The organism is Nocardiopsis sp. CNZ308, assembly GCF_004217075.1.
Genome location: NZ_SHKJ01000001.1, coordinates 3,988,966 through 4,012,692, shown reverse-complemented (window position 1 = coordinate 4,012,692; position 23,727 = coordinate 3,988,966). Strand labels below are relative to the sequence as shown.

Sequence of the window (23,727 nt, the reverse complement as noted above, 5' to 3'; positions counted from 1 at the left end):
GGACCGCACCGTTCGGGGTGGTCGCGCAGGTCGGCCGGGGGTACGGTCGAGGGGAAAGCCCGCGCGTCCGGCTCTGCGGCCGGGCGCGGGAGGACGAGTACCGAGGTGGGACAGCGTGGCACACACCGGCTCGGCGACCGCGACCCGGATCGTCGAACTCGAGCTGATCCGGCTGCGGCCCCCGGCCGGCGGCCGGGGCCCCGGCACCGACGGCCCCGTCCTGGTCCGGGTGGCCGACGGTGCCGGCGTGAGCGGCTGGGGAGAGCTGCCGGAGGCCAGCGGAGCCCAGTGGGACGCCCTGACCCGTGCCTTCGCCCCCGCCCTGCTCGGCCACTCCTGGCGGCGTCCGACCGAGGCGGGCGAGGCCTGGGCCGATCTGCCCTGGGACCCGGCGGTGGCCGGGGCCCTGGACACCGCGTGCTGGGACCTGTGGAGCCGCCAGCGCGACACCCCGCTCTCGCACGCCCTGGGCGGGGAGCGCACCGCGCTCACCGCCGGGGTGACGCTGCCCCGCCAGGTGGCCGTGGAGTCGGTGGTCACGGAGGTGAACCGCCAGGTGGGGGCGGGGTTCCGGCGGATCCGGCTGGAGATCGCCCCGGGCTGGGACGCGGACGTGGTGCGCGCGGTGCAGTCGAGCTTCCCGTTCCTGGTCCTCCAGGCGGACGCGGGCTGCCGCTACACCGAGTCCCCCGCCGACCTGGACGCGCTGCGCGTCCTGGACGGGCTCGGTCTGCTGGCGGTCGAGGACCCCTTCGCCCCGGGCGACCTGGCCGCGCACGCCCGGCTGGCCGCGGAACTGCGCACGCCGGTGGCGCTGGGACGGTCCCTGGAGTCGGTGGACGACCTCACCGAGGCGATCCGGGCCGAGGCGGGCGGCGCGGTGAACGTGGACCCGGCCCGTATGGGCGGCCTCACGGCGGCCCGCCGGGCGGTGGACCGCGCCGTGGACGCCGGCTGGCGGGTGTGGTGCGGTTCGTCGGCGGTGACGGGGATCGGCCGCGCCGCGACGGTCGCGCTGGGCTCGCTGTCGGGGGCATCGCTGCCGGTGGAGATGCCCGGAGCCGGGAGCCGGGGCCGCGACCTGGTGCTCCCGCCCGTGCGCGCGCACGACGGGGTGGTGCCGGTTCCGCTGACCGAGAGCGGCCTGGGGCACACGGTGGACCGCGCGGCGGTGGCCGAGCGCACCGCCCGGGCCCTGGTCGTGGACGCCGACGGCCCGCGTGAGGCCCACGTGGAGCGCGGGCGCGCCAACGGCGCCCGACGGCGGCGCTGACCGGAGAGTCCCGCGCGACCGCAGCGACCGCAGCAACCGCAGCAACCGCAGCAACCGCAGCAACCGCAGCAACCGCAGCAACCGCAGCAACCGCAGTGGAACTCCGCCGCGCCCGACCGGGTTCCCTCCTCCCCTAACCGAACAGCGTTAGGTAGAGTTGCGGCACCGTCCGGCCCCCGTTTCCGGACCCGACGACCGTGGAGGCGCGGTGCGCGTATTCGCCGATATCCAAGAGGTGCTCGCATCCCAGGGCGAACACCTGGGCCACACCGACTGGGTGACCATCGACCAGGACCGGATCTCCCTGTTCGCCGACGCGACGCAGGACCACCAGTGGATCCACACCGAACCGGAGAGGGCGGCCGCGGGCCCCTTCGGGGGCACCATCGCGCACGGGTTCCTCACCCTGTCGATGCTGGCCCACTTCTCCCAGTCGGTGATCTCGGTGACGAGGAAGCCGAGCATGTCCATCAACTACGGGCTCAACAAGGTGCGCTTCCTCCAGCCGGTCGTGTCCGGCTCGCGCATCCGCGACGGCGTCGAGCTCAGCTCGGTCCAGGAGACTCCCAAGGGCTACCTGGTCACCACGACCCACACCGTGGAGATCGAGGGCCAGGAGCGGCCCGCCCTGGTGGCCGAGTCGCTCGGCCTCTGGGTGCCCTGAGGCCCTCGTTCCCGCGAAGGCCCGGGACGCCCCGGGAGTGCGGGCGCGGCCCCGGCCGGGCGGTCCTCCCGCCGGCCGGGGCCGTGTCTCAGCGCGCCAGCTTGCGCAGCGCCCTGCGGGTGAGCCCCGGGGTGAACCAGCGCAGCTTGCGCTCGGCGCGCCTGGCCCGGGCGCGCAGGCGCTCCACCTCGGCGAGCGCCTGGTCGAGCTTGCGCCGCAGCGTCTCGGGGTTCTCGGGCTTGGTCCGCTCCCCCTCCTCAGGGAACACGAAGTCCGTCCCGGGGACCCAGTGGGTGCCGTAGACCTCCTCCACCCGGCGGTCCAGCTCCTCGGAGGTCGCCTCGGGCCACAGGTGGCGGGCCCTGGCGTAGGCGGCGATCCGCTCCAGGCGCATGACGCCGTCACCGCGTGTGGCGCCGGGCACGGGAGAGCACAGCAGCCCGGCCTTGTTCTTGTTGGCCATGTCGACCAGCTCGACGACCGCACGCTCCCTCAGGGCCGGACCGGCGGGCACACGCAGCTGGAAGTTGACGAGCGGGTCGTGGCCCGGCGCGTCCTCCACCAGGCGCACCCGGGGGTCGCCCCGGAAGGTCTCCCGGATCAGCCGCAGGTCGAGCCGCTCCTCGTCCAGCGGGGAGCGCCGCCCCTCGTCCAGCACGTCCCAGGGGCCGACCAGCCACAACCGGATGTCGGGAGTCGTACCGGACAGCAGTGCGGACGCGGTGGTGTCCACGTCCTCCAGGGTGGCGCCGTCCACGTCCATGACCACGTCGACCAGCGGGACCTCCCACTGCCGGTCGGGGCGCTTGCGTCGCAGGTGGAAGTCGGGCACCCGGTTGGCCACGAAGGGGGCGCGGTAGCGGGTGCCCGCGTCGCGGCGGGTCTGCATCTGGGTGCGGCCCAGGTGCCAGCTGCTGGTGTCCAGGTCGGGGACGAACAGGGCGCCCTGCTGGGAGACCCGGTAGGCGAACTCGCTGTCGCCGCCCAGGACCAGCTCCCCGTTCAGGCCGCCCGCGGCGTCGAACAGGGTGCGGTGCAGGGAGCCGGTGGCGCCGATGAACACCTTGTAGGCCAGGCGGTCGGCGGTCCGCAGCTTGTCCTTGCCGTCGATGGTCTGCTCCACCCAGTGCGGGTCGGCGCTCTCGCGGTCGAACAGCTGGTCGGCGCGCCCCTCGCGCACCTCGGCGGCCACGTACTCGGCGGTCATGGCCTTCGGGTCGAAGTCCACGAACAACTTGTGGCCCAGGGCGACCCCGTAGTCGACCAGGTGGTGCCAGCGCATCTGCGACTCGACGTGGTCGCGGTAGACCAGCATGTCCGCGTCCAGGCGCAGGACCACCTGGCCGGAGGAGACGGCCACGCCGCTGTTGACGGCGTGCGCCGAGCCCCAGCCGCCGGGGGCCGAGGTGATCAGCCGGGTGTTCTCCGGACGCACCGGTGGGAGCCTGAGCGGTTCGGGCGTGCCGTCGTCCACCACGATCACCTCCATCAGGTGCGCGGGGTAGCTCTGCGCGGACAGGGAGGCCAGGACGAGATCGAGCTTTTCCTGGTGCCCGTGGGCGGGGATGACCACCGACACCGACAGGGTCGGGGTCCACTCGCCGATCGCGGGCGGCTGGAGCACGGAGTAGTCGTTGCGCCGCGCGCGGGGCTGGTCGCGGTAGTCGATCTCCGCGCGGGGCAGGAGCGGAGCGGACGCGCGGTCGCCGGAGACCGGTTCCGGAGTCATGTCAAGCGTGGTCAACGGATCTCCCCCGTGTACTCGGTGGCGGGCTGGCCGAGGGGCGAGGGCTCGCCCTCCACGATGGCGCTCGGACGCCAGCCGAACCACTGCTGGGTGTGGTTGTGCAGGAAGAAGGCCATGTCCTCGGACCAGGTGTGCCCGCCGCCGGTGCGGCGGAGCACGTAGCCGAGTCCATGGGCGCGGTAGATGCGGCCGCCGCCCCGGATGACGGCGAGGAGCAGCTGGGTGTCGATGGCGCGGGGCAGCGGCCGGAAGCCGCCGATCTCCTCCATCACCACGCGGTCGGTGAGGATCGTGCCCCCGGCGATGAACCGGGTCGCCGCCTCCGACCTGCGGTTACGCCAGACGGTCAGGTCCACCTCCTGGAGGTAGATGAAGTCCTGTCCGGTGCCCACGAGCTCGGCGCCGGAGTAGGTCCGCGCCATCAGCAGGTCGGCCAGGTGGTCGGGGCCGTACCAGTCGTCGTCGTCCCACTTGGAGATCAGGTCTCCGGAGGCGCGGTCGACGGAGTCGTTGAGCACCGAGCCGAAGATCTGGCCCGCGTCGGCCTCGTGCAGGACCAGCGGCAGCCCCGTCTCCCGGAACGCGTCGATCGCCGGGCGCACCTCGGGCAGGTCCGCCGTGAACCCGTGAAGGGTGAGGACCACCTCCAGTTCCACGTCGCGCTGCCGGGCGATCTGGGCGAGCGCGAACCCGACCATCTCGGGGCGGCGCGTGCACAGGATCACCGACACCCGGGGCTCCCTGGGCAGGGGGATCCCGGCCTCCGCCCCCAGGGCCCGCCAGCGGGAGCGCTGGCCGTGGGCGCGCAGGGCCGTGCGGCGCAGGCGGACGCTGTACTCCTCACGGCGCAGCTGGTCGCGCAGGTCCTCGTCGCGGGCGCCGGTGATCAGGTCCGTGAGCGGCGTGCCCAGGCCCGACGCCCAGGCGGGCACCTCGCCGCTGAGCAGAGGTACCCCGCCGGCGGCCAGGGAGGCGACCGCGCGTACGGCGGCGCTGGGTCCGGTGTGCCCGGACCAGTCCACCCTGATCCCGCGCAGGTGGCGCAGGCGTGCCAGGTCGACGTCGGTGACCGTGCCGTCCGCGGCGACGGTGACCAGGTCCTTGCCGCCCTCCCTGACCACGGCGTGGGGGCCGTGGACGGTCAGGTCGGCCAGGTTCCCGTCCTTGACCCTGGTGAACCCGGTGGGGTTGACGGTGAGCTCGTCCACGGGCGCGACCGCGTGCGCGGTGTCCGGCACCGCCTCGTGGGCCCGGACGTGCCCGTCCGGCCCGCAGATCCGGGCCCAGGAGCCGGCGGCGGTGGTGGCGCGGTCCAGGACGGGGACGACCGGGTCGGTCCACTCGGGCCGCGCGACGTCGTCGGACACGCGCAGCGCCAGGTCCCCCACGGGGGTCACCCGGCGCAGCGGGACGGGCCCCTGGGCCTCCACGCCCCGCACGCCGGTGTCGCCCGGCCGCCACAGGGCGGCCTCGGGCCCGTTGAGGACGGCCAGCGGAGCGGTGGCCGGTCCCCGGCGCCGGCCCCGGGTGCCGTGCACGACGGCGTCGACCACCTGGACGGTGTCCATCCCGTTGGGGAAGAACAGCTCGCACAGCCAGCCGTTCCTGTTGACGCGGCGGACCCGCACCTCCTGGAGCTCGCGCCACTGGCCCATGCCCGGGGAGGCCGGGATCGGGGGCTCCTGGTGGCCGGACGTGGCGACCATGGCGACCACGATGTGCACGGCTCTGGGAAGGTGTGTGGAGACGGTGAGGGCGCGGTGCAGGTCGGTGGTCGTGGCGGCCACGACCGCGACCAGACCGACCTCGGGCTCCTCGTCCCGTATCCAGGCGCGCGGAAGCTCCAGGGGCTGGCCCAGGGGGTGGGCGTCCAGGTCCACCAGGATGTCGTCGGGGCGTAGCGGCAGCTCGGCCAGGACGGAGCGGGTGTCGGCACCCGCGTGGCAGAGCACGGCGGCCTCGGTGCCACGGGCGCGCAGCGCCTGCCGCAGGGCGGTGGTAATCATCGGGTGACCTCGGGTGTGTCGGTCGGGGCTCGGCGGGGAGCCCGTCAGGCGGTGCGTGGGAACGCGGCGTTGGCTAGACGCCCTTGCGGCTGAAGACGTGGGCGCCCTTCTCGGCGGCCTCCTCGACGCGCTGGAGTTCGGGGTGCTCGGCCAGCCAGCGGTCACCGATGGCGCGCTCGTCCACGCGCGCGGCGTCGTCCAGGACGATGACGGCGTCCTCGGTGCAGCGCGGCAGCAGGACCGGCAGCGCGGGGTAGCGGGCCTGGAGGCCGGTGGCCTGGGGCGGGCCGTCGACGAACACCAGGCCGACGCCCTCCAGGTCGGCGAAGACCGAGGTGTCGTACCAGCGGTCGGCGGTGGGCAGTTCCTCGCCGTTGACGGTGACCGTGGTGTTCGGGGTCTGGACCAGCGGGGCGTGCCGGACCTCGACGATGTCGTCGAGGCCGTGCGCGGCCACCAGTTCGCGGCTGAGCTCGGCGTAGCGGGCGTCGTGCTCGACGGCGACGAGTCTGCCGGTGCCCGCGCGGCGCAGGGCGTAGCCGATCCAGACGCTGGAGGCGCCGCTGCCGCACTCCACGACCAGGCCGGGGCGCAGCCGGTCGATCTGGCGGACCAGGATGCGGAGCACGTCGGGGGAGGCGGCCCAGCCGCGCAGGGGCGGCATGAACGCGGCGGTGTCCAGGTACTCGCGCAGCTCGGTCCAGGCGACCTGCTGCTCGTAGTCGTCGCGGCCCCGCGCGGTGACCACGTTCCTGATCTCGCGGCTGACCTTGGGGAGCGCGTGGTCCTGGAGGTGGGCGACGCGTTCGCGGACGCCGTCCATGGCCAGGGCGGCCTCCAGACGGTCGCGCCCCAGCGTCTCGGCGACGCTGCGGCTGTGGGCCTCCATCGAGGTGGACACGCTCCTGGAGAGGGCGCCCACCCTGCGGGACAGGAGCAGCGTGCCCAGCCCGAGCACGCCCACGGCACCGGCGAGCAGGCCGAGGAAGGTGAGGATGAGCACGTCCGTCCAGCCGATCAGGCCCGCGATCCCCAGGGCGGCTGGCACGCAGAGCACGGCGGCGCCGACCACCGCGCCGGTGACCAGGAGTGGACGGAGACGGCTGCGAAGCGACCGCATGGGCGGATACCTCCACGGGAGTTTCGACACGGTTCCGCCGGGCGCGGGCCGCGGGGGGGACGAGAGGGGAAGGGCTGGTTTCCCGGCACTGAACTGCCGCTTCGCCCGGTGTTTCGGGGAGGACGGCAATCTGCTCAGACGGTTTCGACCTTAGCCCTTCGAGGAAATAACGGACGCCCCCGAAGGGGAATCGAAACCTGGATTACACGCAATTCGCCTTCCGTTCACCCGCGCATCACGCGCTTCTCATGTGCGCGCATCCGGGGTTTTCCCGGAGCGTCGGCGGACCCGCCCCCACCGCCCGCTGGCCTCCCGCGGGACCTCCCGCGCGGCGGCGCGGGGGCCCGGGCTCGGACGGGCGTGTGGCGTTTGGAGCACGACGGCCAATTCTTCCTCACCCACCTGCGAATTCGGCGCGATCACGGCGGACACCGGCCGATGTTTTCCGCGGAGTCCGCCGTGATCGCGTCCGCGACCCCGGCGATTTCACCGCGAAAGCCAGGATTGGGATCGGCCGTGCCGGGCAGTGCGGGGAGGAGGCGGCGGTAGGACCGAGCGCGCGGACCGTCCGCGCGGGGACCGCTCCACCGAGGGGCGGCGGCCGCGGGCACGGGTCCGGGCGCTCCTGACCGGGGTCGGCGGCCCCGGTTTATTCCCGAGCCGGAGTGTAAAGAGCCTGACATCGGGTGAGCCGCCGCCCGACTGATAGCTTGCTGCCTAGGCGATCCCATCGCTGGTGAACACGACGAACCGCGTCATTGGAAAGGTGCGTCAGAGATGTCTGCGCCGTACTCGCTTCCCGAACTGCCCTACGACTACGCGGCCCTGGAGCCGTGGATCTCCGGTCAGATCATGGAGCTGCACCACGACAAGCACCACGCGACCTACGTCGCCGGTGCCAACACGGCTCTGGAGAAGATGGCGGAGGCCCGGGAGACCGGCGACTTCGGCACCATCCCGATGCTGGAGAAGAACCTGGCCTTCAACCTGGGCGGCCACGTCAACCACTCCGTCTTCTGGAAGAACCTGTCCCCCGAGGGCGGTGACAAGCCCGAGGGCGAGCTGGGCGCGGCCATCGACGACCAGTTCGGCTCCTTCGACGCCTTCCGCGCGCACTTCACCGCCGTGGCCACCACCATCCAGGGCTCGGGCTGGGCGATCCTGGCCTGGGACGCGCTGGGTCAGCGCCTGGTCATCGAGCAGCTCTACGACCAGCAGGGCAACACCGCCCTCAGCTCCGTTCCGCTGCTGATGCTGGACATGTGGGAGCACGCCTTCTACCTCCAGTACAAGAACGTGAAGGCCGAGTACGCCAAGGCGTTCTGGAACGTGGTCAACTGGGCCGACGTCCAGGAGCGCTTCACCAACGCCCGCGGGGTCAAGATCGGCTAGTCCCGGTCCCCCGTCCGGCTCGTCGCCGGACACGGCGGAGGGCGGCACCACCCACCGGTGATGCCGCCCTCGCGCGTGTACGGGTCCGCCTCTCCCCGACCCCGTTCACGCCGAGCCCCGCCCCGCCCCGGCGGGTCAGACCACGAGGCGGACCGGATCGGCCTCCACCGGCCCGTGGCGGTCGAGTTCGCGCCAGGCCCGCGCCAGCCGCCAGACCAGTTCCTCGCGGGTGGGGGCGTCGTAGGCGAAGGGCAGCCGGAACCACTCGGCGTGGCGCTCCCCTCCGGAGGCCGACATCACCGAGCCCGGGACCAGCTCCACGTCGTGGCAGAGCGCGACCTGCACGTAGGCGCGGGCCTCCACCCCGGGCAGGCGCACCCACAGCGCCGCCCCGCCGTCGGGGCGCCGCCACTCCCAGGAGGGCAGGGCCCCGCGCAGCAGCTCCTCCATGTGGTCGAGGGCCTCGCGCATCAGCGCGGAGCGCTGCCGGGACAGCTCGTCGTAGCGCTCCAGGAGGCGCACGGTCACCGCCTGGTCGAGCAGAGGGCTGGCCAGGTCGGCGAGGACCTTGCGGCGGCTCAGGCGCAGGGCCATCTCGGCGGGCGCGCGCAGCCAGCCCAGCCGGAGCCCGGCCCAGCCGACCTTGGACAGCGACTCCACGGTGATGACCTCGGCCCCGCGCGGGGCGAACGCGGCCAGCGGCGGGGGCTCGTCGGGGGCGCGCAGGCCGGTGTAGGCGTGGTCCTCCAGCACCGGAACGCCGTGACGGGCGGACAGCTCGCCCAGCTCGCGGCGGCGCGCCGCGGACATCATCGTGCCGGTGGGGTTGTGGTACGAGGGCATCGTGTAGACGAGGTGGGGCGCGTGCTCGGCCACGGCGCGGCGCACGCCGTTGGCGTCCAGGCCCTGTTCGTCCAGGGGCACGGGCAGGAAGCGGGCGCCCCGGTCGCCCATCAGGTCCAGGCAGCCCGCGAAGCTGGGGTCCTCCACCACGACGGGCGAGCCGTTGCGCAGGTAGAGCTGGGCGACCAGGTTGACGGCCTGGTGGGCGCCGGTGGTGACGACGATCTGGTCGGCGGTGGTCGGCAGGCCCCGGGCGGTGTAGTGGTCGGCGACGGCCCGGCGCAGCGCGGGCAGGCCGCTGGGGTGGTAGCTGCCCTCGGCCATGAGCGCGGGCAGGTCCTCGGCCACGACCCGGCGGATGGCCTCCTCCACACCGGGGAGCGCGGGGGTGGTCAGGCAGGCGGCCGAGATGAGCCCCTCCTCGTGCTGGAAGAGGTTGCGGTACATGGGGTTGCCCGTGCCGTTGGCGGTCCAGCCGTCCGAGCGCACGGGCGCGACCCGGCTGCTGACACGGGTGCCGCTGCCCTGCCTGCTGTCGAGGATGCCGTCCGCGCGCAGGGCGTCGTAGGCGGAGACCACGGTGGTGCGGCTCACCCGGAGGCTGGCGGCGAGGGAGCGTTCGGAGGGCAGGCGCTCACCGGGGGTGAGGCTGCCCTGGTCGACCAGCTGGCGCAGGGTGTCGGCGAGGCGCCGGTAGAGGGGCCCGCCGCCCCGTGGCCAGGCGCCGAGGAGGTCGGCGAGTTCGGCGGAACTCCGGGAAGAGTCCATTTTCCCCTCCATTGGATCTGTGGGGAGTGGTCCCCGGATTCCATACTGGCATCGCCAGAGGGGATACCACCAGAGCCGAAGTGGACCCCACATCAGCAGTCCAATCCCCGGGAGCGGTCATGCCATTCCTCGCCCAGCGCCGACACGACACCGTCCGCCGCACGCCCCGCCGCCGTCCGAACCCCGTCGGTGAGCGCGGTCGCGCGCTCCACACCGGCTGGCCGGTGCTCGTGGAGGCGCGCGTCCTGCGGGGCGACCGCCGTCACCTCGGCGCGTTCGCCGCCGCCCTGCGCGAACGGGCCCGGCGGGACCCCGGCCACCTGGAGGAGGTCCACTTCCTCGACGAGGGGGGCCGCGTCCGCCTCGTCTCGCTGTGGCGCTCCCCCGGCGACCTGCGGTCCTTCGTGGAGGCGGCGCACCGGGACGTGCTGGCCTTCCGCGCGGCCAGCGGCGCCTTCCCGGAGGTGGAGCGCACTCTGTGGTGGTCGGCGGCGGGGACCCCGGTGTCGCCGGAGGAGGCCGGGGAGCGCGCGGCGTGGCTGCGCGCGCACGGTCCGGGCGCGCGGGCGTTCACCCTGTCCTCGCCGGTTCCCCCTCCGGCCTGACCCCGGCCCCGGCGCCGACCCGCCAGACCCCGCCGAGGCGGGGCGCCAGGGAGCGGCGGGCCACGTCCGCGAACGCGCGCGGGCCCAGCGCCCCGCTGCCCCGCGGCACGGCGCCCGCCAGGGGACCCGCCCCCATGGCGGACAGGTCGGTGAGGTTGCAGCGCATGGCCAGGTCCGGGCGGTCCGGCCAGGACCCCACCACCACCCCGGCCGGGGACAGGCCGCGGGTGCGCAGCGCCTCGGCGGTCAGCGCGGTGGCGTTCAGGGTGCCCAGGTCGGGCCGGGCCACCACCAGGACCGGCGCGGACAGCAGCACGGCGACGTCGGCCAGGGTCTGCCCCTCGGCGTTGAGCCGCACCAGCAGCCCGCCCGCCCCCTCGACCAGCACCAGGTCGTGTGCGCCCGCCAGGCGCCACACGGCCTCGGCCACCGCCTCGGCCCGCACGGGTTCGGCCCCGCTGCGGGCGGCGGCCGTGGCGGGGGCCAGCGGTTCGGGGTAGCGGACCAGTTCCACTGTCGTCACGCCCGGGACGAGTGCGGCCACGGTGTCGGCGTCGCCGGGTTCGCCGGGCCCCACCCCGGTCTGGGCGGGTTTGAGCACGGCCACCCGCCGTCCCGCCGCGACCGCCAGCGCGGCCACCGCCGCGGTGACCACCGTCTTGCCGACCTCGGTGCAGGTCCCCGTCACCACCAGGACGCTCATCGGCGCTCCTCCCCCAGGCAGGCCCGCACCGCGGCGGCCATCCCGTCGGCGACGGCGGCCACCTCCTGCGAGGTGCACACGTAGGGCGGCATCGCGTACACGTGCTCGCGGAAGGGCCGCAGCCACACCCCCGCCTCCACCGCCGCCCGCGTCGCCTCGGCCGTGCGCACCGGCTCCTCCAGCTCCACCACCCCGATCGCGCCGAGCACCCGCACCTCGCGCACGCCCGGCAGCCCCTCCAGCGGTGCCAGGCCCTCGCGCAGGCCCGTCCCGATCCGCGCCACGTCACCCCTCCAGTCTCCGCCGGTCAGCAGGTCCACCGAGGCCAGCGCGGTCGCGCAGGCCAGAGGGTTGCCCATGAAGGTGGGCCCGTGGGCGAGCACCGGCACCTCGCCCCCGGCGATGCCGCGGGCCACCCGCGCGGTGCACAGCGTCGCGGCGAGGGTCAGGTAGCCGCCGGTCAGCGCCTTGCCCAGGCACATGACGTCGGGGGCGACCCCGGCGTGGTCGGCGGCGAAGAGCTCGCCGGTGCGGCCGAAGCCGGTGGCGATCTCGTCGAATACGAGCAGCAGCCCGTACTCGTCGGCGATCCGCCGCAGCTCCCGCAGGTAGCCCGGGTGGTGGAAGCGCATGCCGCCCGCGCCCTGCACCACGGGTTCGACGATGACCGCGGCCAACTCGTCGGCGTGCTCGGCCGCCAGGCGCTCGAAGGCGGCCACGTAGCCGGGGTCCGGTTCGGCGCCGAACCCGGAGGGCGGCGCGGGCGCGTGCACCTGGGCGGGCAGCACGTCGCCCCACAGGGAGTGCATGCCGCCGTCGGGGTCGCACACGCTCATCGCGTGGAAGGTGTCGCCGTGGTAGCCGCCCCGCCAGGTGAGGAAGCGGCGCCGCTGGGGCCGACCGGTGGAGCGGTGGTACTGCATGCACATCTTCATGGCGACCTCCACCGCCACGGAGCCGGAGTCGGCGAGGAAGACGTGCTCCAGCGGCTGCGGGGTGATCGCCACCAGGGCCTCGGCCAGGTCGGCGGCGGGCCCGTGGGTGAGCCCGCCGAACATGACGTGGCTGAACGCGTCGGCCTGCCGCCGCACCGCGGCGTCGAGCACCGGGTGGCGGTAGCCGTGCACCGCCGACCACCAGGACGACATCGCGTCCACCACGCGGCGCTCGCCCTCCTCCGACCACAGGGTCAGCGTCGCCCCCTCGGCCCCGGTGACCACGTACGGCCGTTCCGCGGCGGGAACGGTGGTGTAGGGGTGCCACAGGTGGGCGGTGTCCGCGGCGCGGATCCGGGCGGAGCGGTCCGCGGGCGCCCGGGCTCCGGGGACCGCGGGGGACGTCGGCGTCATGGGGCTCCATTGTTCACCCCGCGCCCGTGCGCGCCCCCGTGCGGTCCCACCAGGAATCCGGGCGGATCTTTGTGGGCTTCGGCGAATGACGCGCGGGTGCGCGGGAGGGCAGAGTCGTAGACGCCTCCCTGGCACGAAGGACCGGACCGCCCCAGCGGGATTGGCCGCCGCTGGGTCGGTCCCCGCCGGGGACGCGCCCCCGCCTCCCGGACCGAACCCGCGGCGACGGAGCCGCCCGGGCCGGACGCGCTGCGGCTCGCCCGCCCCGCGCGCCGCTGACCCCCGTCGCGATCCGACCGGAGTGCGCCCCACCACGACCGCGCCCACGACCCAGGAGGCCGTCCCGCGTATGCCGAGCACCGCCGCCCCCACCCGCCGCCCGTGGCCCCTGCGCGCCACGGCCCGGGCGCGCCGCGCCCGGGCGCTGCCGCCGGGACACCCCTTCGCGTGGTTGGACGGCGCCGCCCGCGCACGCGCCGAGGCCGGGCTGACGCGGCACGCCACGCCCCGGACCGCGGCCGACGGCCCGCTGGACCTGGCGGGCAACGACTACCTCGGGCTGCTGCGCCACCCGGACGTGGTGGCCGCCGCCGGGGACGCCGCCCGCGTGTGGGGCGCGGGCGCGGGCGGATCGAGGCTGGTCACCGGGGACACCGGCCTGCACCGGGAGCTGGAGCGCGAGCTCGCCGACTTCCACGGCACCGAGTCCGCGCTGGTGTTCTCGTCCGGGTACGCGGCGAACCTGGCGATGGTCACCGCGCTGGCCGCGCCGGACGGCGGCGCCCCTCCCCTGCTGGTGTGCGACCGGCACAACCACGCCTCCCTCATCGACGCGACCCGGCTGGCCCGGGCCTCGGGGGCGCGCGTGGCCCTCTACGACCACGCCGACGCCGACCGGGCCGCCGAGGCGCTCGCGACCGCCGGGGGACGGGCCCTGCTGCTGAGCGACACCGTGTTCTCCGTGGACGGCGACCTCACCGACGCGGCCGCCCTGGCGCGCGCGGCCCGCGGGCACGGCGCCGCCCTGCTGCTGGACGACGCGCACGGCCTGGGCGTGGTGGGGCCCGGCGGGAGCGGGACGGCGACCGCCGCCGGACTGCGCGGCGCGGACGACGTCGCGGTGTCGGTGACCCTGTCCAAGTCGCTGGGCTCCCAGGGCGGCGCGGTGCTGGGCTCGCACCGGGTGGTCCGCCACCTGACCGAGACCGCGCGCACGTTCGTCTTCGACACCGGCCTGGCTCCGGCCTCGGCGGGCGCGGCCCTGGCCGCGCTGCGCGTGCTGCGCGCCCAGCCCTGGTTGGCCGAAGCGGTGCGCGACCGCGCGCGGCGGCTGGCGGAGGGGCTGCGCGGGCGCGGACTGCCCGCGAGCACCCCGGACGCCGCCGTGGTGTCGGTGCTGGCGCCCTCCCCCGAGGCCGCTCTGGCCTGGCGCGACGCCTGTCTGGCCGCGGGCGTGCGCGTGGGCTGCTTCCGCCCGCCCTCGGTCCCCGACGGCCGGTCCCGGCTGCGGCTGACCGCCCGGGCGACGCTGGGCGGGGCCGACCTCGACCGGGTCGTGGACGTCATCGCGGCGAACCGTCCCGGATAGTCTTGCGGAGGTGACGACAGTCCGCCGGGACCCGGGGAGGCGATAGCGGCCGTGTCAGCACGTGGTGAGGGCCCCGAGGCGCCGGAGCCGGTCCCCGCGGACCCCTGCGGCGAGGACGCGAACGGCACCGGCGATCCGGCGGACACCGCTGGATCCGACGACGGCGCGACCGGCGCGGGACCGGGCGGCACCGGCGGCTCGGACGGCGGCGCCGGTTCCGGCGACGGGGCCGACGGCGGCGGGGACGACTCCGGAGGAGAGGGCGGGGACGGGCGCCCGCGCCGACGGCGTCGGCGGTCCCGCGTGGCCGTCGCCGTCTCGGTCACGCTGATCCTGGTCATGGTGGCCGTCCTGGCGCTGCCCGCCACCCGCGAGGGCCTGGTCGCCCTGTGGTGCGAGACCACCGACGGCGTGTGCCCGGCCGAGGAGCTCCCCCCGATCACCGAGGAGGAGCAGACCGACTGGCGGGTCCGGATGGAGCCCGAGGAGGCCGCGCTGTGGGGCAACTACGTGGCCCTGGGCGACTCCTACTCCTCCGGTGACGGCGCGGGCGACTACGCCCCCGACACCGCCGAGGCGGGCGGCTGCTGGCGTTCGGAGAACGCCTACCCCCGGGTGGTCGCCGAGGAGTTCGACTTCACCGGTTCGCTGGCCTTCTACGCGTGCAGCAGCCACAAGGGCTCGGAGATGATCGAGCAGATCGGCACCTCCGAGTCGCAGATCGACCGGGTCACCGAGAACACGTCCCTGGTGACCCTGGGCATCGGCGGCAACGACCTGGGGTTCATCCCCGTCCTGCGCACCTGCATGGTGCGGATGCCGCTCCTGGAGAGCAGCGTCTGCGTCGAGCAGGAGGAGGAGGTCGACAGGCGGATGAGGACCTTCGAGGAGACCCTGACCGAGATCCTCGGGGAGGTCCGCGACCGCGCGCCCGACGCCCGCGTCCTGGTGCTGGGCTACCCGCGGCTGTTCCCGGAGGACCCCCCGGGCATGTACTACACGCTGACCAGGAGCGACCAGCTGTGGCTGAACGGTCTGGCCCAGCGGTTCAACGAACTCATCCGCGACACGGTCTACCGGGTGGACGGCGACGTCTACGGCGGGCGCGGGACCGGCAGCGTGGAGTACGTGAACACCTTCTCCGCCCTGAGCGGGCACGAGGTGAGCGCCGATGCGGCCTGGCTGAACGGGATCGTGCTCGGGCAGCTGGGCGAGGGCCTGCGCGTGGACCGGGCGAGCTTCCACCCCACCGCGCAGGGGCAGCTGTCCATCGCCGAGCGGGTGCGCCTGCAGATCGTGGAGGGCCCCGAGCGGGAGGTCTACGTGGCCCGGGAGACCCTGGACAAGGTCGATCCCGAGCAGCTGAGGTCGGAACTGGGCGGGCCGCTGGACCCGGAGTTCGCCACCGAGGCGCCCGGCAACGAGGCCGACGCCCCCTGACCCGGGGGGAGCGCCGGCCCCGCGTCGCCGCTACCGGCCCGCCTGGAGCTCCTTGATCACCTCGGCGAAGCGGTCCAGACCCCAGTTGAGGTCCTCCTCGCTGATCACCAGGGGCGGCGACATCCGCACGGTCGAGCCGTGGGTGTCCTTGACCAGGACCCCGTGGTCGGCGAGGCGCTCGCACAGCTCCCGGCCCGAGGCCAGCGACGGGTCGACGTCGATGCCCGCCCACAGCCCGATGCTGCGCGCGGACACCACCCCGTCGCCGACGAACTCCTTGAGGCGGCGCTTGAGCACCTCGCCCAGACGGCGCGTGTTCTCCAGGTAGGGCCCCTCGGTGAGCATCCGCACGACCGTGCTCCCGACCGCCCCGGCCAGCGGGTTGCCGCCGAACGTGCTGCCGTGCTGGCCGGGCTGGATGACGCCGAGCACGTCCTCGTCGGCGACCATCGCCGACACCGGCAGGATGCCGCCGCCCAGCGCCTTGCCGAACAGGTAGGCGTCGGGGACCACCCCGCTGTGCTCGCAGGCCCGGATCGTCCCGGTGCGGCCCAGGCCCGACTGCACCTCGTCGGCGATGAACAGCACCCGCTCGCGGTCGCAGATCTCCCTGACCCGGGGCAGGAAGTCCGCCGGCGGCACGATCACCCCCGCCTCGCCCTGCACGGGTTCGATGAGGACCGCCGCGGTCGTGGAGTCGATGGCGGCCTCGATGGCCTCGGCGTCACCGTAGGGCACGGACCGGAAACCCGGCGTGTAGGGCCCGAAACCCGTCCTGGCCTCCGGGTCCGACGAGAAGGAGACGATGGTGGTGGTGCGGCCGTGGAAGTTGGCGCCCGCCACGACGATGGTCGCCTCGTTCTCGGGCACGCCCTTGACCTCGTAGGCCCACTTGCGGGCCACCTTGATGCCGGTCTCCACCGCCTCGGCGCCGGTGTTCATCGGCAGGACCTTCTCCTTGCCGACCATGTCGGCGAGGGCGCTGACCCACGGGCCGAACTGGTCGTTGTAGAAGGCCCGGCTCGTGAGGGTCACCCGGTCGATCTGCCGGTGCGCCGCCGCGAGCAGGTCGGGGTTGTGGTGGCCGAAGTTCATGGCGGAGTACCCGGCCAGGCAGTCCAGGTACCTTCTGCCCTCGACGTCGGTCACCCAGGCGCCACGGCCCTCGGCGATCACGACGGGAAGGGGTGAGTAGTTGTGCGCCGACCGCGCGCGTGCGAGCGCGATGTGGTCCGCGCCGGAGAGTGCCTCTCCACCGGGGTTCCCGGCGGAGTCCCGCTGTCCCAGGTTCTGGGTGTTGCCCATCTAGCCGCTCCGATCACCATTGACCGATGTCAGACAGTTGATACCCACCGTCGGGCCGGATCGCGCCCCTGCGGCGGGAGGTCCCCAAGAGTTGAGCAGATGATCCGGTGAGCCCACAAGGGGTGGGGGAGATCACAGCTGGGAGGCGATGCCCGAAAACCCGTCCGCGAAACGCCGCGCACACCCTCTGAGCGGGGTCGTCACATCCATGGTGACCTGCGATAACGCCCCTGGTGACGCGCTCCACAGCCCCGACGGCGGTCGAGCCCTCCCCCGAGGGGTACGGTCGCACCAACAGCCACTCAGCCGCCGCGAGCCCCGAGCCGTGGACGGCCCCGTCGACCGTGCCCGGGAGGTCAGGCGTGCCCACCTCCGCGTCCCCGGACGCCCCCTTCTCCCTCTCCCGCCTGTTCGCGGCGGTCGCCGAGGCCGTGCCCGGCCGGACCGCCCTGGTCGCCGGTCCCCGGCGGCTCACCTACCGCGCCCTGCACGAGCGCTCGCTGCGGCTGGCCCGCCACCTGGTCGGCGCGGGCGTGCGCCCCGGCGAGCACGTCGCCGTCCTGGCGTTCAACCGCGCCGAGTGGGTGGAGTCCTTCCTCGGCGTCCTGCGCGCGGGAGCGGTCCCGGTCAACGTCAACTACCGCTACGTCGCGGGCGAGCTGCGCCACGTCCTGGCCGACTCGCACGCGGTCGCGCTGATCGCGGAGGACTCGCTGGCCGGGGCGGTGGCCACGGTCCGCTCCGACCTGCCCCGGCTGCGCCACGTCCTGCTCGTCGCGGACGGCTCCGCGCGCGGGACGCGGGGCCGCGACTACGAGGAGGCGCTGGCCTCGGCGCCCGACGACGCGGTCCTGCCCCCGACCAGCGGCGAGGACCACTACCTGCTCTACACCGGCGGCACGACGGGCTACCCCAAGGGCGTGCTGTGGCGGCAGGCGGACATCTTCCGCGCGGCCCTGGAGCGCCGCGCTCCGGGCACGCCCAGCGCCCGGACCCCGCAGGAGGTGGCCGAGCGCGCCGCGCGCTGCTTCGAGCAGCGCATGCTGGTCCTCGGCCCGCTCATGCACGCGGCCGGACAGTGGAACGCGCTGAGCATGCTGCTGTGCGGCAAGCGGGTGGTGCTGTCCACCGACCGCAGCTTCCGTCCGGACCGGGTGCTGGAGACGGCGCACCGGGAGGGCGTGCACGTGCTCCAACTGGTGGGCGACGCCATGGCCCGCCCGCTGGCCCGCCACCTGCTCACCGAACCGGGACTGTGCCCGGACCTGGCCTCGATCCGCTCCGGCGGCACCCCGCTCACCCCGGCGGTGCGCGCCCTGTGGCACGCCTGGCGCGAGGACGTGTCCCTCTCCGACGCCTACGGTGGCTCGGAGACGGGCGTGTGCGGGTCGGCGACCGGCGCCGAACCGGCCGGTCCGGCGGAGGCCCCGTCCGGGGCCGGGCCCGCGGGCAGCCGCAGCTTCACCATGGGCGGCAGCATCGCGGTGCTGGACGCGTCCCTGCGCCCGCTGCCCCCGGGTTCGCGGGAGGTGGGGCGGATCGCGCGCACCGGACGGATCCCGCTGGGCTACTACAACGACCCCCTGGCGACCGCGCGCACCTTCCCCACCGACGCCGAGGGACGCCGGTGGGCGCTGTCGGGCGACTTCGGGACGTGGGACGCCGACGGCTCGATCGCGCTGCTGGGACGCGGCAGCGCGGTGATCAACACCGCCGGGGAGAAGGTCTACCCCGAGGAGGTGGAGGCCGCGCTCAAGGCGCACCCCTCGGTGGAGGACGCCATCGTGGTGCCCTCGCCCGACGAGTACCTCGGGCAGCGGGTGACCGCGCTGGTCTCGCTGGCCGCGAACGCCCGTCTGGAGGAGGCCGAGCTGCGCGCGTACTGCCGTGTGCGGCTGGCGGGGTTCAAGGTGCCGCGCACCGTGCACTTCGTGGACCGGGTGCGGCGTACGGCGGTCGGCAAGCAGGACTACCGGTGGGCGGCGTCGGTCACCGGGGCCGGTGCGCCCGCTCCGGCCGTTCCGAACCTTCCCTGAGCCCGGTCCGGGTTCCAGGACCCCCGCCGGGCTCCGCGACGGGCCCGGAGCCGGACTCCGGAGGCGGGTCCGTGTGCGAGGCGGCGCTCGCGGCCGGGCTCCCGGGTTCCACGGCCGCCCGCTGCGGAACTCCGCACCGGGGCGGTACGGGACCCTTCATTTCGGGCACAGGGTCAATACGGACTTACCCAGCCGAAACAGGGGTTGCGCATGTTTCCCACCGCTCTCCGACCGCTCCGCCACCGCTAGACTGGCGTCGCCTGGTTCCGGGCCCCACGGTTTCCCTCCCCCGCTCCGACCGGATCGCACACTCCCGGCCGGGGCCGACCGGCCCACCTCGCCTCCGGTCGAAGCCGTGGACCGCGAGGACCACCTTGACCCACCCCTCCACCCGTGCACACGGTGCGCGTGCGGTGACACCACTAGGACGGAGGACGGCGCGCCTCCCCGGGCCCCGCCCGGAGCGCGCCCAAGAACCCAGATGCCCAACTCAGTAGGCAGCTACATCTTCAACGCGGTGCGCGGCGGCGCCGTGGGCGCCTCGGAGGCCCTTCCCGGTATCAGCGGCGGCACGGTCGCCCTCATCGTCGGCCTCTACGACAAGCTCATCGGCGGCGCCGGCCACATGGTCAGCGGTGTCAAGCGCTACGTCACCGACGTCCCGCGCGGACGCGGGAGGGAACGCGCCCAGGAGCAGTTCCGCCAGGTGGACTGGAGCGTGCTGGTCCCCGCGCTCGTCGGCATGGTGGCCTTCCTCGGTATGGCGGCCGTGATCCTCGCCCCGCTGGTCGAGGCCCACACCCAGTACGCGTACGCGCTGTTCTTCGGCCTGGTCCTGGCCTGCCTGTGGATCCCCTACACCGGCGCGGGCCAGAAGTGGCGGGCCTGGCACTACCTCGTCGCCCTGGTCTTCGCCGCGGGCGCGTTCTTCCTCACCGGCCTGCCCGGCGCCAACCTGCCCACCCACCCGGTCGTCGTCTTCCTCGCCGCGGCGGTGGCCGTCTGCGCCCTGGTGCTGCCCGGGCTGTCCGGATCCTTCATCCTGCTCACTCTGGGCCTGTACGAGCCCACGATCAGCGCGGTCGGGGACATGGACATCGCCTACCTGTCGGTGTTCGCTCTCGGTATGCTCACCGGCCTGTCGCTGTTCGTGAAGCTGCTCCAGCACCTGCTGGAGAACTTCCACCACATGACCCTGGTGGTCCTCACCGGCCTGATGGCCGGTTCCCTGCGCGCCCTGTGGCCCTGGCAGGACGAGGACCGCACATTCCTGGTTCCCACCGACGTCCCGCTGACGGTCGCCCTGATGGCGGTCGGCTTCGCGATCGTGGCGGCGGCCATCGTCTGGGAGCGCCGCAAGCGCCTCCGGATGGAGGAGGCCGAACTCCACCGGGCCCCCACCCACGCCTGAGAACGGGAACGACAACCGCATGACAACGAATCCGCTGTTGACCGCGGCCTCGACGACGGACGTCGGCGTCGCCCACGAGTACGAGGGATTCATCGGGTGGGTCCTGAGCCTGATGACGACCCTGGGCGAACCCGGTGTCGGCGTGGCGCTGTTCATCGAGACCTTCTTCCCGCCGATGCCCAGTGAGGCGGTCCTGCCCGGCGCCGGGTTCCTCGCCTACGCCGGACACATGAACGTGTGGCTCGCCATCCTGTGGGCGACGATCGGCTGCCTGGTCGGCGCGTGGGGCTTCTACGCGATCGGCGCGCTCCTGGGCCGCGAGCGCACGGCCTGGCTGGTCGAGAAGACCCCGCTGCTGGAGATCGAGGACTTCTACAAGGCCGAGCGCTTCTTCACCCGCTTCGGCGGCGTCGCCGTCCTGCTGGGCCGGTGCGTGCCCCTGGTCCGCAGCTTCATCTCGGTGCCCGCCGGGATCGAGCGGATGCCCCTGTTCAAGTTCTCGCTGTACACGGTCATCGGCTCCGCGGTGTGGAACACGATCTGGATCGGCCTCGGCTACGTCTTCGGCCCGGCCATCGAGCCCATCCTCGCCCAGTGGAGCGGCGTGATCAGCAACATCGTGGTCGTGATCATCGGCCTGCTGGTGCTGTGGTTCATCCTGGCCCGCGTCTACAAGCGGACCAAGGCCCGCCGGATCGAGGGCACCTCCGCCTGAGGCGCCTTCCCCCGGGGCTCCCCCCGTGAACCCCTCCAGGGGTCCGCCCGCATCCCCGGGCGGGCCCCTTCGCGCTTGTGTGGGTATCCTGCCCGGAACGCACCGACAACCACACAACGGCCGGGGCCGCCGACGCGGCCCCGCCCAGGCGCGGGGTGCCGGGACACGTTCCCGGCTGAGAGCACACCCGTCGAACCTGCCCTAGTTAGCACTAGCGAAGGAACGCCATGAGCGCGTACAACATCGTGTCCATCGCCGGCAGCGACCCCAGCGGGGGCGCGGGCGTCCAGGCCGACCTCAAGGCCTTCTCCGCGCACGGGACCTTCGGGATGACGGTGATCACCGCGCTGACCGCCCAGTCCACGCGCGGCGTCACCGGGGTCCACCCGATCCCGGCGCGGTTCGTCGCCCACCAGATGGACACCCTCTTCGCCGACGCCGACGTGCACGCGGTCAAGGTGGGCATGCTGGGCACCTCGGAGGTCACCGAGGCCGTGGCCGAGGCGATCGACCGCCACGCGCTGCCGAACGTGGTGGTGGACCCGGTGATGGTCGCCAAGAGCGGGGACCGGCTGCTGGAGGCCTCGGCCGTCGACGCGTTGCGCACCAAGCTCCTGCCCCGCGCGGACCTGGTCACCCCGAACCTGCCCGAGGCCGCGGACCTGCTGGAGGAGCCCGAGGCGACCGACCTGGCGTCGATGCGCGCCCAGGCCTGGCGGCTGCTGGAGCTCGGCCCGCGCCGGGTCCTGCTCAAAGGCGGCCACCTGCCCGGCGGGGAGAGCGTCGACGTCCTGGTCGGCCGGGACACCGACCCGGTCGAGCTCCGCGCCCCGAGGGTGGCCACCCGCAACACGCACGGCACCGGGTGCACGCTCTCCTCCTCGATCGCGGCCCTGCTGCCGCAGCGTCCGGACGTGGCCGCCGCGGTGGGCGACGCCAAGGACTACCTGACCGAGGCCATCCGGCGCGCCGACGAGATCGACGCGGGCGGCGGACAGGGCCCGGTGCACCACTTCCACGCCTGGTGGTAGCAGCGGCGTCCGGAGGAGGGAACGCCGAGGGGGGACCGGCTCCGCGCCGGTCCCCCCTTCCTCGTTCCGACCTCCGGTGGAGGCGCGGCCCCTACCGGGTCAGACCTTGGTCACGTCCTCCATGACCTTGTCCGGGTCCCTCCAGTCGGGGTGGGCGAAGAACTTGCGCGTCTCAGCCACGATGACCGGGGACAGCAGCAGGAGCCCGATGAGGTTGGGCAGGGCCATCAGGCCGTTGGCGATGTCGCTGAACAGCCAGACCGAGTCCAGGCTGGCGACCGCGCCCACGTAGATGACGGCGATGAACACCAGGCGGTAGGGCAGGACCAGACGGCGTCCGCCCAGGAACACCATGCAGCGCTCGCCGTAGTAGGACCACCCGAGCAGGGTGGTGAAGGCGAACACGGCCACCGCGACGGCCACGATGACGGCGCCGGCCGGGGCGAGCACGGGGCTGATCGACCCCAGGCCCTCGGAGACCGCGTTGCTGGTCATCAGGGAGCCGTCCGCCTCACCGTCGTCCCAGACGCCGGTGGTGATGATGACCAGGCAGGTCATGGTGACCACGATGATGGTGTCGATGAAGGTCTGGGTCATCGAGACCATGGCCTGGCGGACCGGCTGCTTGGTCTTGGCCGCGGCGGCGGCGATGGCCCCGGTGCCCAGGCCCGACTCGTTGGAGAAGATGCCGCGGGCGAAGCCCAGCTGGATGGCGAGCATGACGCTCGCACCGGCGAAGCCGCCCGTGGCCGCGGTGCCGGTGAAGGCGTCGGTCACCACGAGCTGGAGCGCGGGGAGGATCGCGGCCCAGTTGACGGCCAGGATGACCAGGCAGATGCCCACGTAGCCGACGATCATGATCGGCACGAGGCCGGAGGCGACGCGGCCGATGCTCTTGATGCCGCCGAGGATGACGGCGCCCGCGAGGACCACGAGGGCCAGGCCCACCATCCACGGCTCCAGCGGCGTGACGCTGGTGATCTGCTGCGAGACGGCGTTGGCCTGGGTGCCGTTGCCGATACCGAAGGCGGCGATGGCGCCGAAGACCGCGAAGGCCACGCCCAGAGTGGTTCCCAGGCCGCCGGGGATCCCGTACTTGAGGTAGTACATCGGGCCGCCGCTCTGTTCGCCCTTGGCGTCGGTGCGGCGGAACTTCACGCCGAGGAGGGCCTCGCTGTACTTGGTGGCCATACCGAGGAAGCCGACGACCCACATCCAGAACAGCGCGCCGGGGCCGCCGACGCCGATGGCGAGCGCGGCGCCGGCGATGTTGCCGACGCCGACGGTGGCGGCCAGGGCCGTGCTCAGCGCCTGGTAGTGGGAGATGTCGCCCTCGACGGAGTCGTCCTCCTTGCGCCGGACGATGGCGAGCCACAGCGCGTGCGGCAGGCGGAAGAGCTGGAGCAACCGGAGACGGACGGTGAGGAACAGGCCGACACCGAACAGCAGCGGGATGAGGACGAAGGGCCCCCAGATGATGCTGCTGGCGAGGCTCGCCATTTCGAGCAGTTGGTCCACAGGGGATCTCCCTATCGGTGAGTGTGTGGGGACGAAGGCCGCCGGTACTGAAGTACGGGGGATCCGACGCCCTCGCGATCGCTTCGGCACTGGTGGAGGCCCGCGATATCGGCAAAGAATCGCATCGACGCGTAACGAACACATCACATGTGTTCCACATGCCTGTTTCTTCGGGAACCTCCGGTTCCATTTCCGCGTACCGCTCGGGTGGGG

The 23,727-nt window shown here is 73.8% G+C and carries 18 protein-coding genes and 1 riboswitch; of the genes, 10 read left to right on the top strand and 8 right to left on the bottom strand.

Annotation, left to right across the window (positions count from 1 at the left end; all coding sequences use genetic code 11):
• Positions 1-115 precede the first annotated feature (115 nt).
• A complete protein-coding gene (locus EV372_RS17375; protein WP_130396824.1) occupies positions 116-1,273 on the top strand; it encodes an enolase C-terminal domain-like protein in 1,158 nt (385 codons plus the stop codon).
• Between the two features lie 208 nt (positions 1,274-1,481).
• Positions 1,482-1,937 (top strand): MaoC family dehydratase, encoded by a 456-nt coding sequence (locus EV372_RS17365; protein WP_013151674.1) that lies wholly within the window; start codon positions 1,482-1,484, stop codon positions 1,935-1,937.
• Positions 1,938-2,025: 88 nt separating this feature from the next.
• Here EV372_RS17365 and EV372_RS17360 read toward each other — a convergent pair whose 3' ends face one another.
• The 3 genes from EV372_RS17360 to EV372_RS17350 all read right to left on the bottom strand — a co-directional run bounded on the left by EV372_RS17360 (position 2,026) and on the right by EV372_RS17350 (position 6,810).
• Complete coding sequence (locus EV372_RS17360; protein WP_130396823.1) at positions 2,026-3,681, bottom strand: glycosyltransferase family 2 protein; 1,656 nt, start codon at positions 3,679-3,681, stop codon at positions 2,026-2,028.
• A complete protein-coding gene (locus tag EV372_RS17355) occupies positions 3,678-5,690 on the bottom strand; it encodes a glycosyltransferase family 2 protein (RefSeq protein ID WP_130396822.1) in 2,013 nt (670 codons plus the stop codon). The genes EV372_RS17360 and EV372_RS17355 overlap by 4 nt, the downstream gene beginning before the upstream one ends.
• A 73-nt stretch (positions 5,691-5,763) precedes the next feature.
• On the bottom strand, positions 5,764-6,810 hold the full coding sequence (locus EV372_RS17350) for a class I SAM-dependent methyltransferase (RefSeq protein WP_130396821.1): 1,047 nt from the start codon (positions 6,808-6,810) through the stop codon (positions 5,764-5,766).
• Between the two features lie 777 nt (positions 6,811-7,587).
• Between EV372_RS17350 and EV372_RS17345 the strand changes: the two genes are divergently transcribed.
• Complete coding sequence (locus EV372_RS17345; protein WP_013151670.1) at positions 7,588-8,202, top strand: superoxide dismutase; 615 nt, start codon at positions 7,588-7,590, stop codon at positions 8,200-8,202.
• 135 nt (positions 8,203-8,337) lie between these two features.
• Here the strand turns inward: EV372_RS17345 and EV372_RS17340 are convergent, their stop codons facing one another.
• Positions 8,338-9,813 carry an aminotransferase-like domain-containing protein gene (locus EV372_RS17340; RefSeq protein WP_130396820.1) on the bottom strand — a complete coding sequence of 492 codons (1,476 nt, stop codon included), beginning with the start codon at positions 9,811-9,813 and terminating at the stop codon, positions 8,338-8,340.
• Between the two features lie 119 nt (positions 9,814-9,932).
• Between EV372_RS17340 and EV372_RS17335 the strand changes: the two genes are divergently transcribed.
• A complete protein-coding gene (locus tag EV372_RS17335) occupies positions 9,933-10,418 on the top strand; it encodes a DUF3291 domain-containing protein (RefSeq protein WP_130396819.1) in 486 nt (161 codons plus the stop codon).
• Here the strand turns inward: EV372_RS17335 and bioD are convergent.
• Both bioD and EV372_RS17325 read right to left on the bottom strand, forming a co-directional pair.
• A complete protein-coding gene (gene bioD / locus EV372_RS17330; protein WP_130396818.1) occupies positions 10,384-11,121 on the bottom strand; it encodes a dethiobiotin synthase in 738 nt (245 codons plus the stop codon). The two genes, EV372_RS17335 and bioD, sit on opposite strands and share 35 nt — an antisense overlap.
• The gene (locus tag EV372_RS17325) at positions 11,118-12,470 is read right to left on the bottom strand and encodes an adenosylmethionine--8-amino-7-oxononanoate transaminase (protein ID WP_130396817.1); all 1,353 of its coding nucleotides are present in this window, start codon (positions 12,468-12,470) and stop codon (positions 11,118-11,120) included. Before EV372_RS17325 ends, bioD begins: the two co-directional genes overlap by 4 nt.
• 349 nt (positions 12,471-12,819) lie before the next feature.
• Here EV372_RS17325 and EV372_RS17320 point away from each other — a divergent pair, with 349 nt between their 5' ends.
• Complete coding sequence (locus EV372_RS17320) at positions 12,820-14,058, top strand: 8-amino-7-oxononanoate synthase (RefSeq protein ID WP_130396816.1); 1,239 nt, start codon at positions 12,820-12,822, stop codon at positions 14,056-14,058.
• Positions 14,059-14,109: 51 nt separating this feature from the next.
• Entirely contained in the window at positions 14,110-15,498 is a 1,389-nt protein-coding gene (locus EV372_RS17315) for an SGNH/GDSL hydrolase family protein (protein WP_130396815.1), read from the top strand.
• Between the two features lie 30 nt (positions 15,499-15,528).
• On the opposite strand, the gene rocD is transcribed toward EV372_RS17315, so the two are convergent.
• Entirely contained in the window at positions 15,529-16,803 is a 1,275-nt protein-coding gene (rocD, locus tag EV372_RS17310) for an ornithine--oxo-acid transaminase (protein WP_019606821.1), read from the bottom strand.
• Between the two features lie 362 nt (positions 16,804-17,165).
• Here rocD and EV372_RS17305 point away from each other — a divergent pair, with 362 nt between their 5' ends.
• The 4 genes from EV372_RS17305 to thiD all read left to right on the top strand — a co-directional run bounded on the left by EV372_RS17305 (position 17,166) and on the right by thiD (position 21,996).
• A complete protein-coding gene (locus EV372_RS17305; protein ID WP_130396814.1) occupies positions 17,166-18,839 on the top strand; it encodes an acyl-CoA synthetase in 1,674 nt (557 codons plus the stop codon).
• A gap of 481 nt (positions 18,840-19,320) precedes the next feature.
• Entirely contained in the window at positions 19,321-20,250 is a 930-nt protein-coding gene (locus EV372_RS17300) for a DUF368 domain-containing protein (protein ID WP_130396813.1), read from the top strand.
• Positions 20,251-20,269: 19 nt separating this feature from the next.
• On the top strand, positions 20,270-20,965 hold the full coding sequence (locus tag EV372_RS17295) for a DedA family protein (RefSeq protein ID WP_253797010.1): 696 nt from the start codon (positions 20,270-20,272) through the stop codon (positions 20,963-20,965).
• A gap of 141 nt (positions 20,966-21,106) precedes the next feature.
• Positions 21,107-21,205: riboswitch (TPP riboswitch) on the top strand.
• Positions 21,193-21,996, top strand: coding sequence for a bifunctional hydroxymethylpyrimidine kinase/phosphomethylpyrimidine kinase (thiD, locus tag EV372_RS17290; protein ID WP_130396812.1), 804 nt, complete (start codon positions 21,193-21,195; stop codon positions 21,994-21,996). It overlaps the preceding riboswitch by 13 nt.
• A 99-nt stretch (positions 21,997-22,095) precedes the next feature.
• On the opposite strand, the gene EV372_RS17285 is transcribed toward thiD, so the two are convergent.
• The gene (locus EV372_RS17285) at positions 22,096-23,514 is read right to left on the bottom strand and encodes an alanine/glycine:cation symporter family protein (protein ID WP_130396811.1); all 1,419 of its coding nucleotides are present in this window, start codon (positions 23,512-23,514) and stop codon (positions 22,096-22,098) included.
• Positions 23,515-23,727 lie beyond the last annotated feature (213 nt).

Bases quoted from the DNA above. Each gene is read 5' to 3' on its own strand.
- EV372_RS17355 (WP_130396822.1), bottom strand. From the start codon at position 5,690: ATGATTACCACCGCCCTGCGGCAGGCGCTGCGCGCCCGTGGCACCGAG.
- EV372_RS17350 (WP_130396821.1), bottom strand. From the start codon at position 6,810: ATGCGGTCGCTTCGCAGCCGTCTCCGTCCACTCCTGGTCACCGGCGCG.
- EV372_RS17345 (WP_013151670.1), top strand. From the start codon at position 7,588: ATGTCTGCGCCGTACTCGCTTCCCGAACTGCCCTACGACTACGCGGCC.
- EV372_RS17340 (WP_130396820.1), bottom strand. From the start codon at position 9,813: ATGGACTCTTCCCGGAGTTCCGCCGAACTCGCCGACCTCCTCGGCGCC.
- EV372_RS17335 (WP_130396819.1), top strand. From the start codon at position 9,933: ATGCCATTCCTCGCCCAGCGCCGACACGACACCGTCCGCCGCACGCCC.
- bioD (WP_130396818.1), bottom strand. From the start codon at position 11,121: ATGAGCGTCCTGGTGGTGACGGGGACCTGCACCGAGGTCGGCAAGACG.
- EV372_RS17325 (WP_130396817.1), bottom strand. From the start codon at position 12,470: ATGACGCCGACGTCCCCCGCGGTCCCCGGAGCCCGGGCGCCCGCGGAC.
- EV372_RS17320 (WP_130396816.1), top strand. From the start codon at position 12,820: ATGCCGAGCACCGCCGCCCCCACCCGCCGCCCGTGGCCCCTGCGCGCC.
- rocD (WP_019606821.1), bottom strand. From the start codon at position 16,803: ATGGGCAACACCCAGAACCTGGGACAGCGGGACTCCGCCGGGAACCCC.
- EV372_RS17300 (WP_130396813.1), top strand. From the start codon at position 19,321: ATGCCCAACTCAGTAGGCAGCTACATCTTCAACGCGGTGCGCGGCGGC.
- EV372_RS17295 (WP_253797010.1), top strand. From the start codon at position 20,270: ATGACAACGAATCCGCTGTTGACCGCGGCCTCGACGACGGACGTCGGC.
- thiD (WP_130396812.1), top strand. From the start codon at position 21,193: ATGAGCGCGTACAACATCGTGTCCATCGCCGGCAGCGACCCCAGCGGG.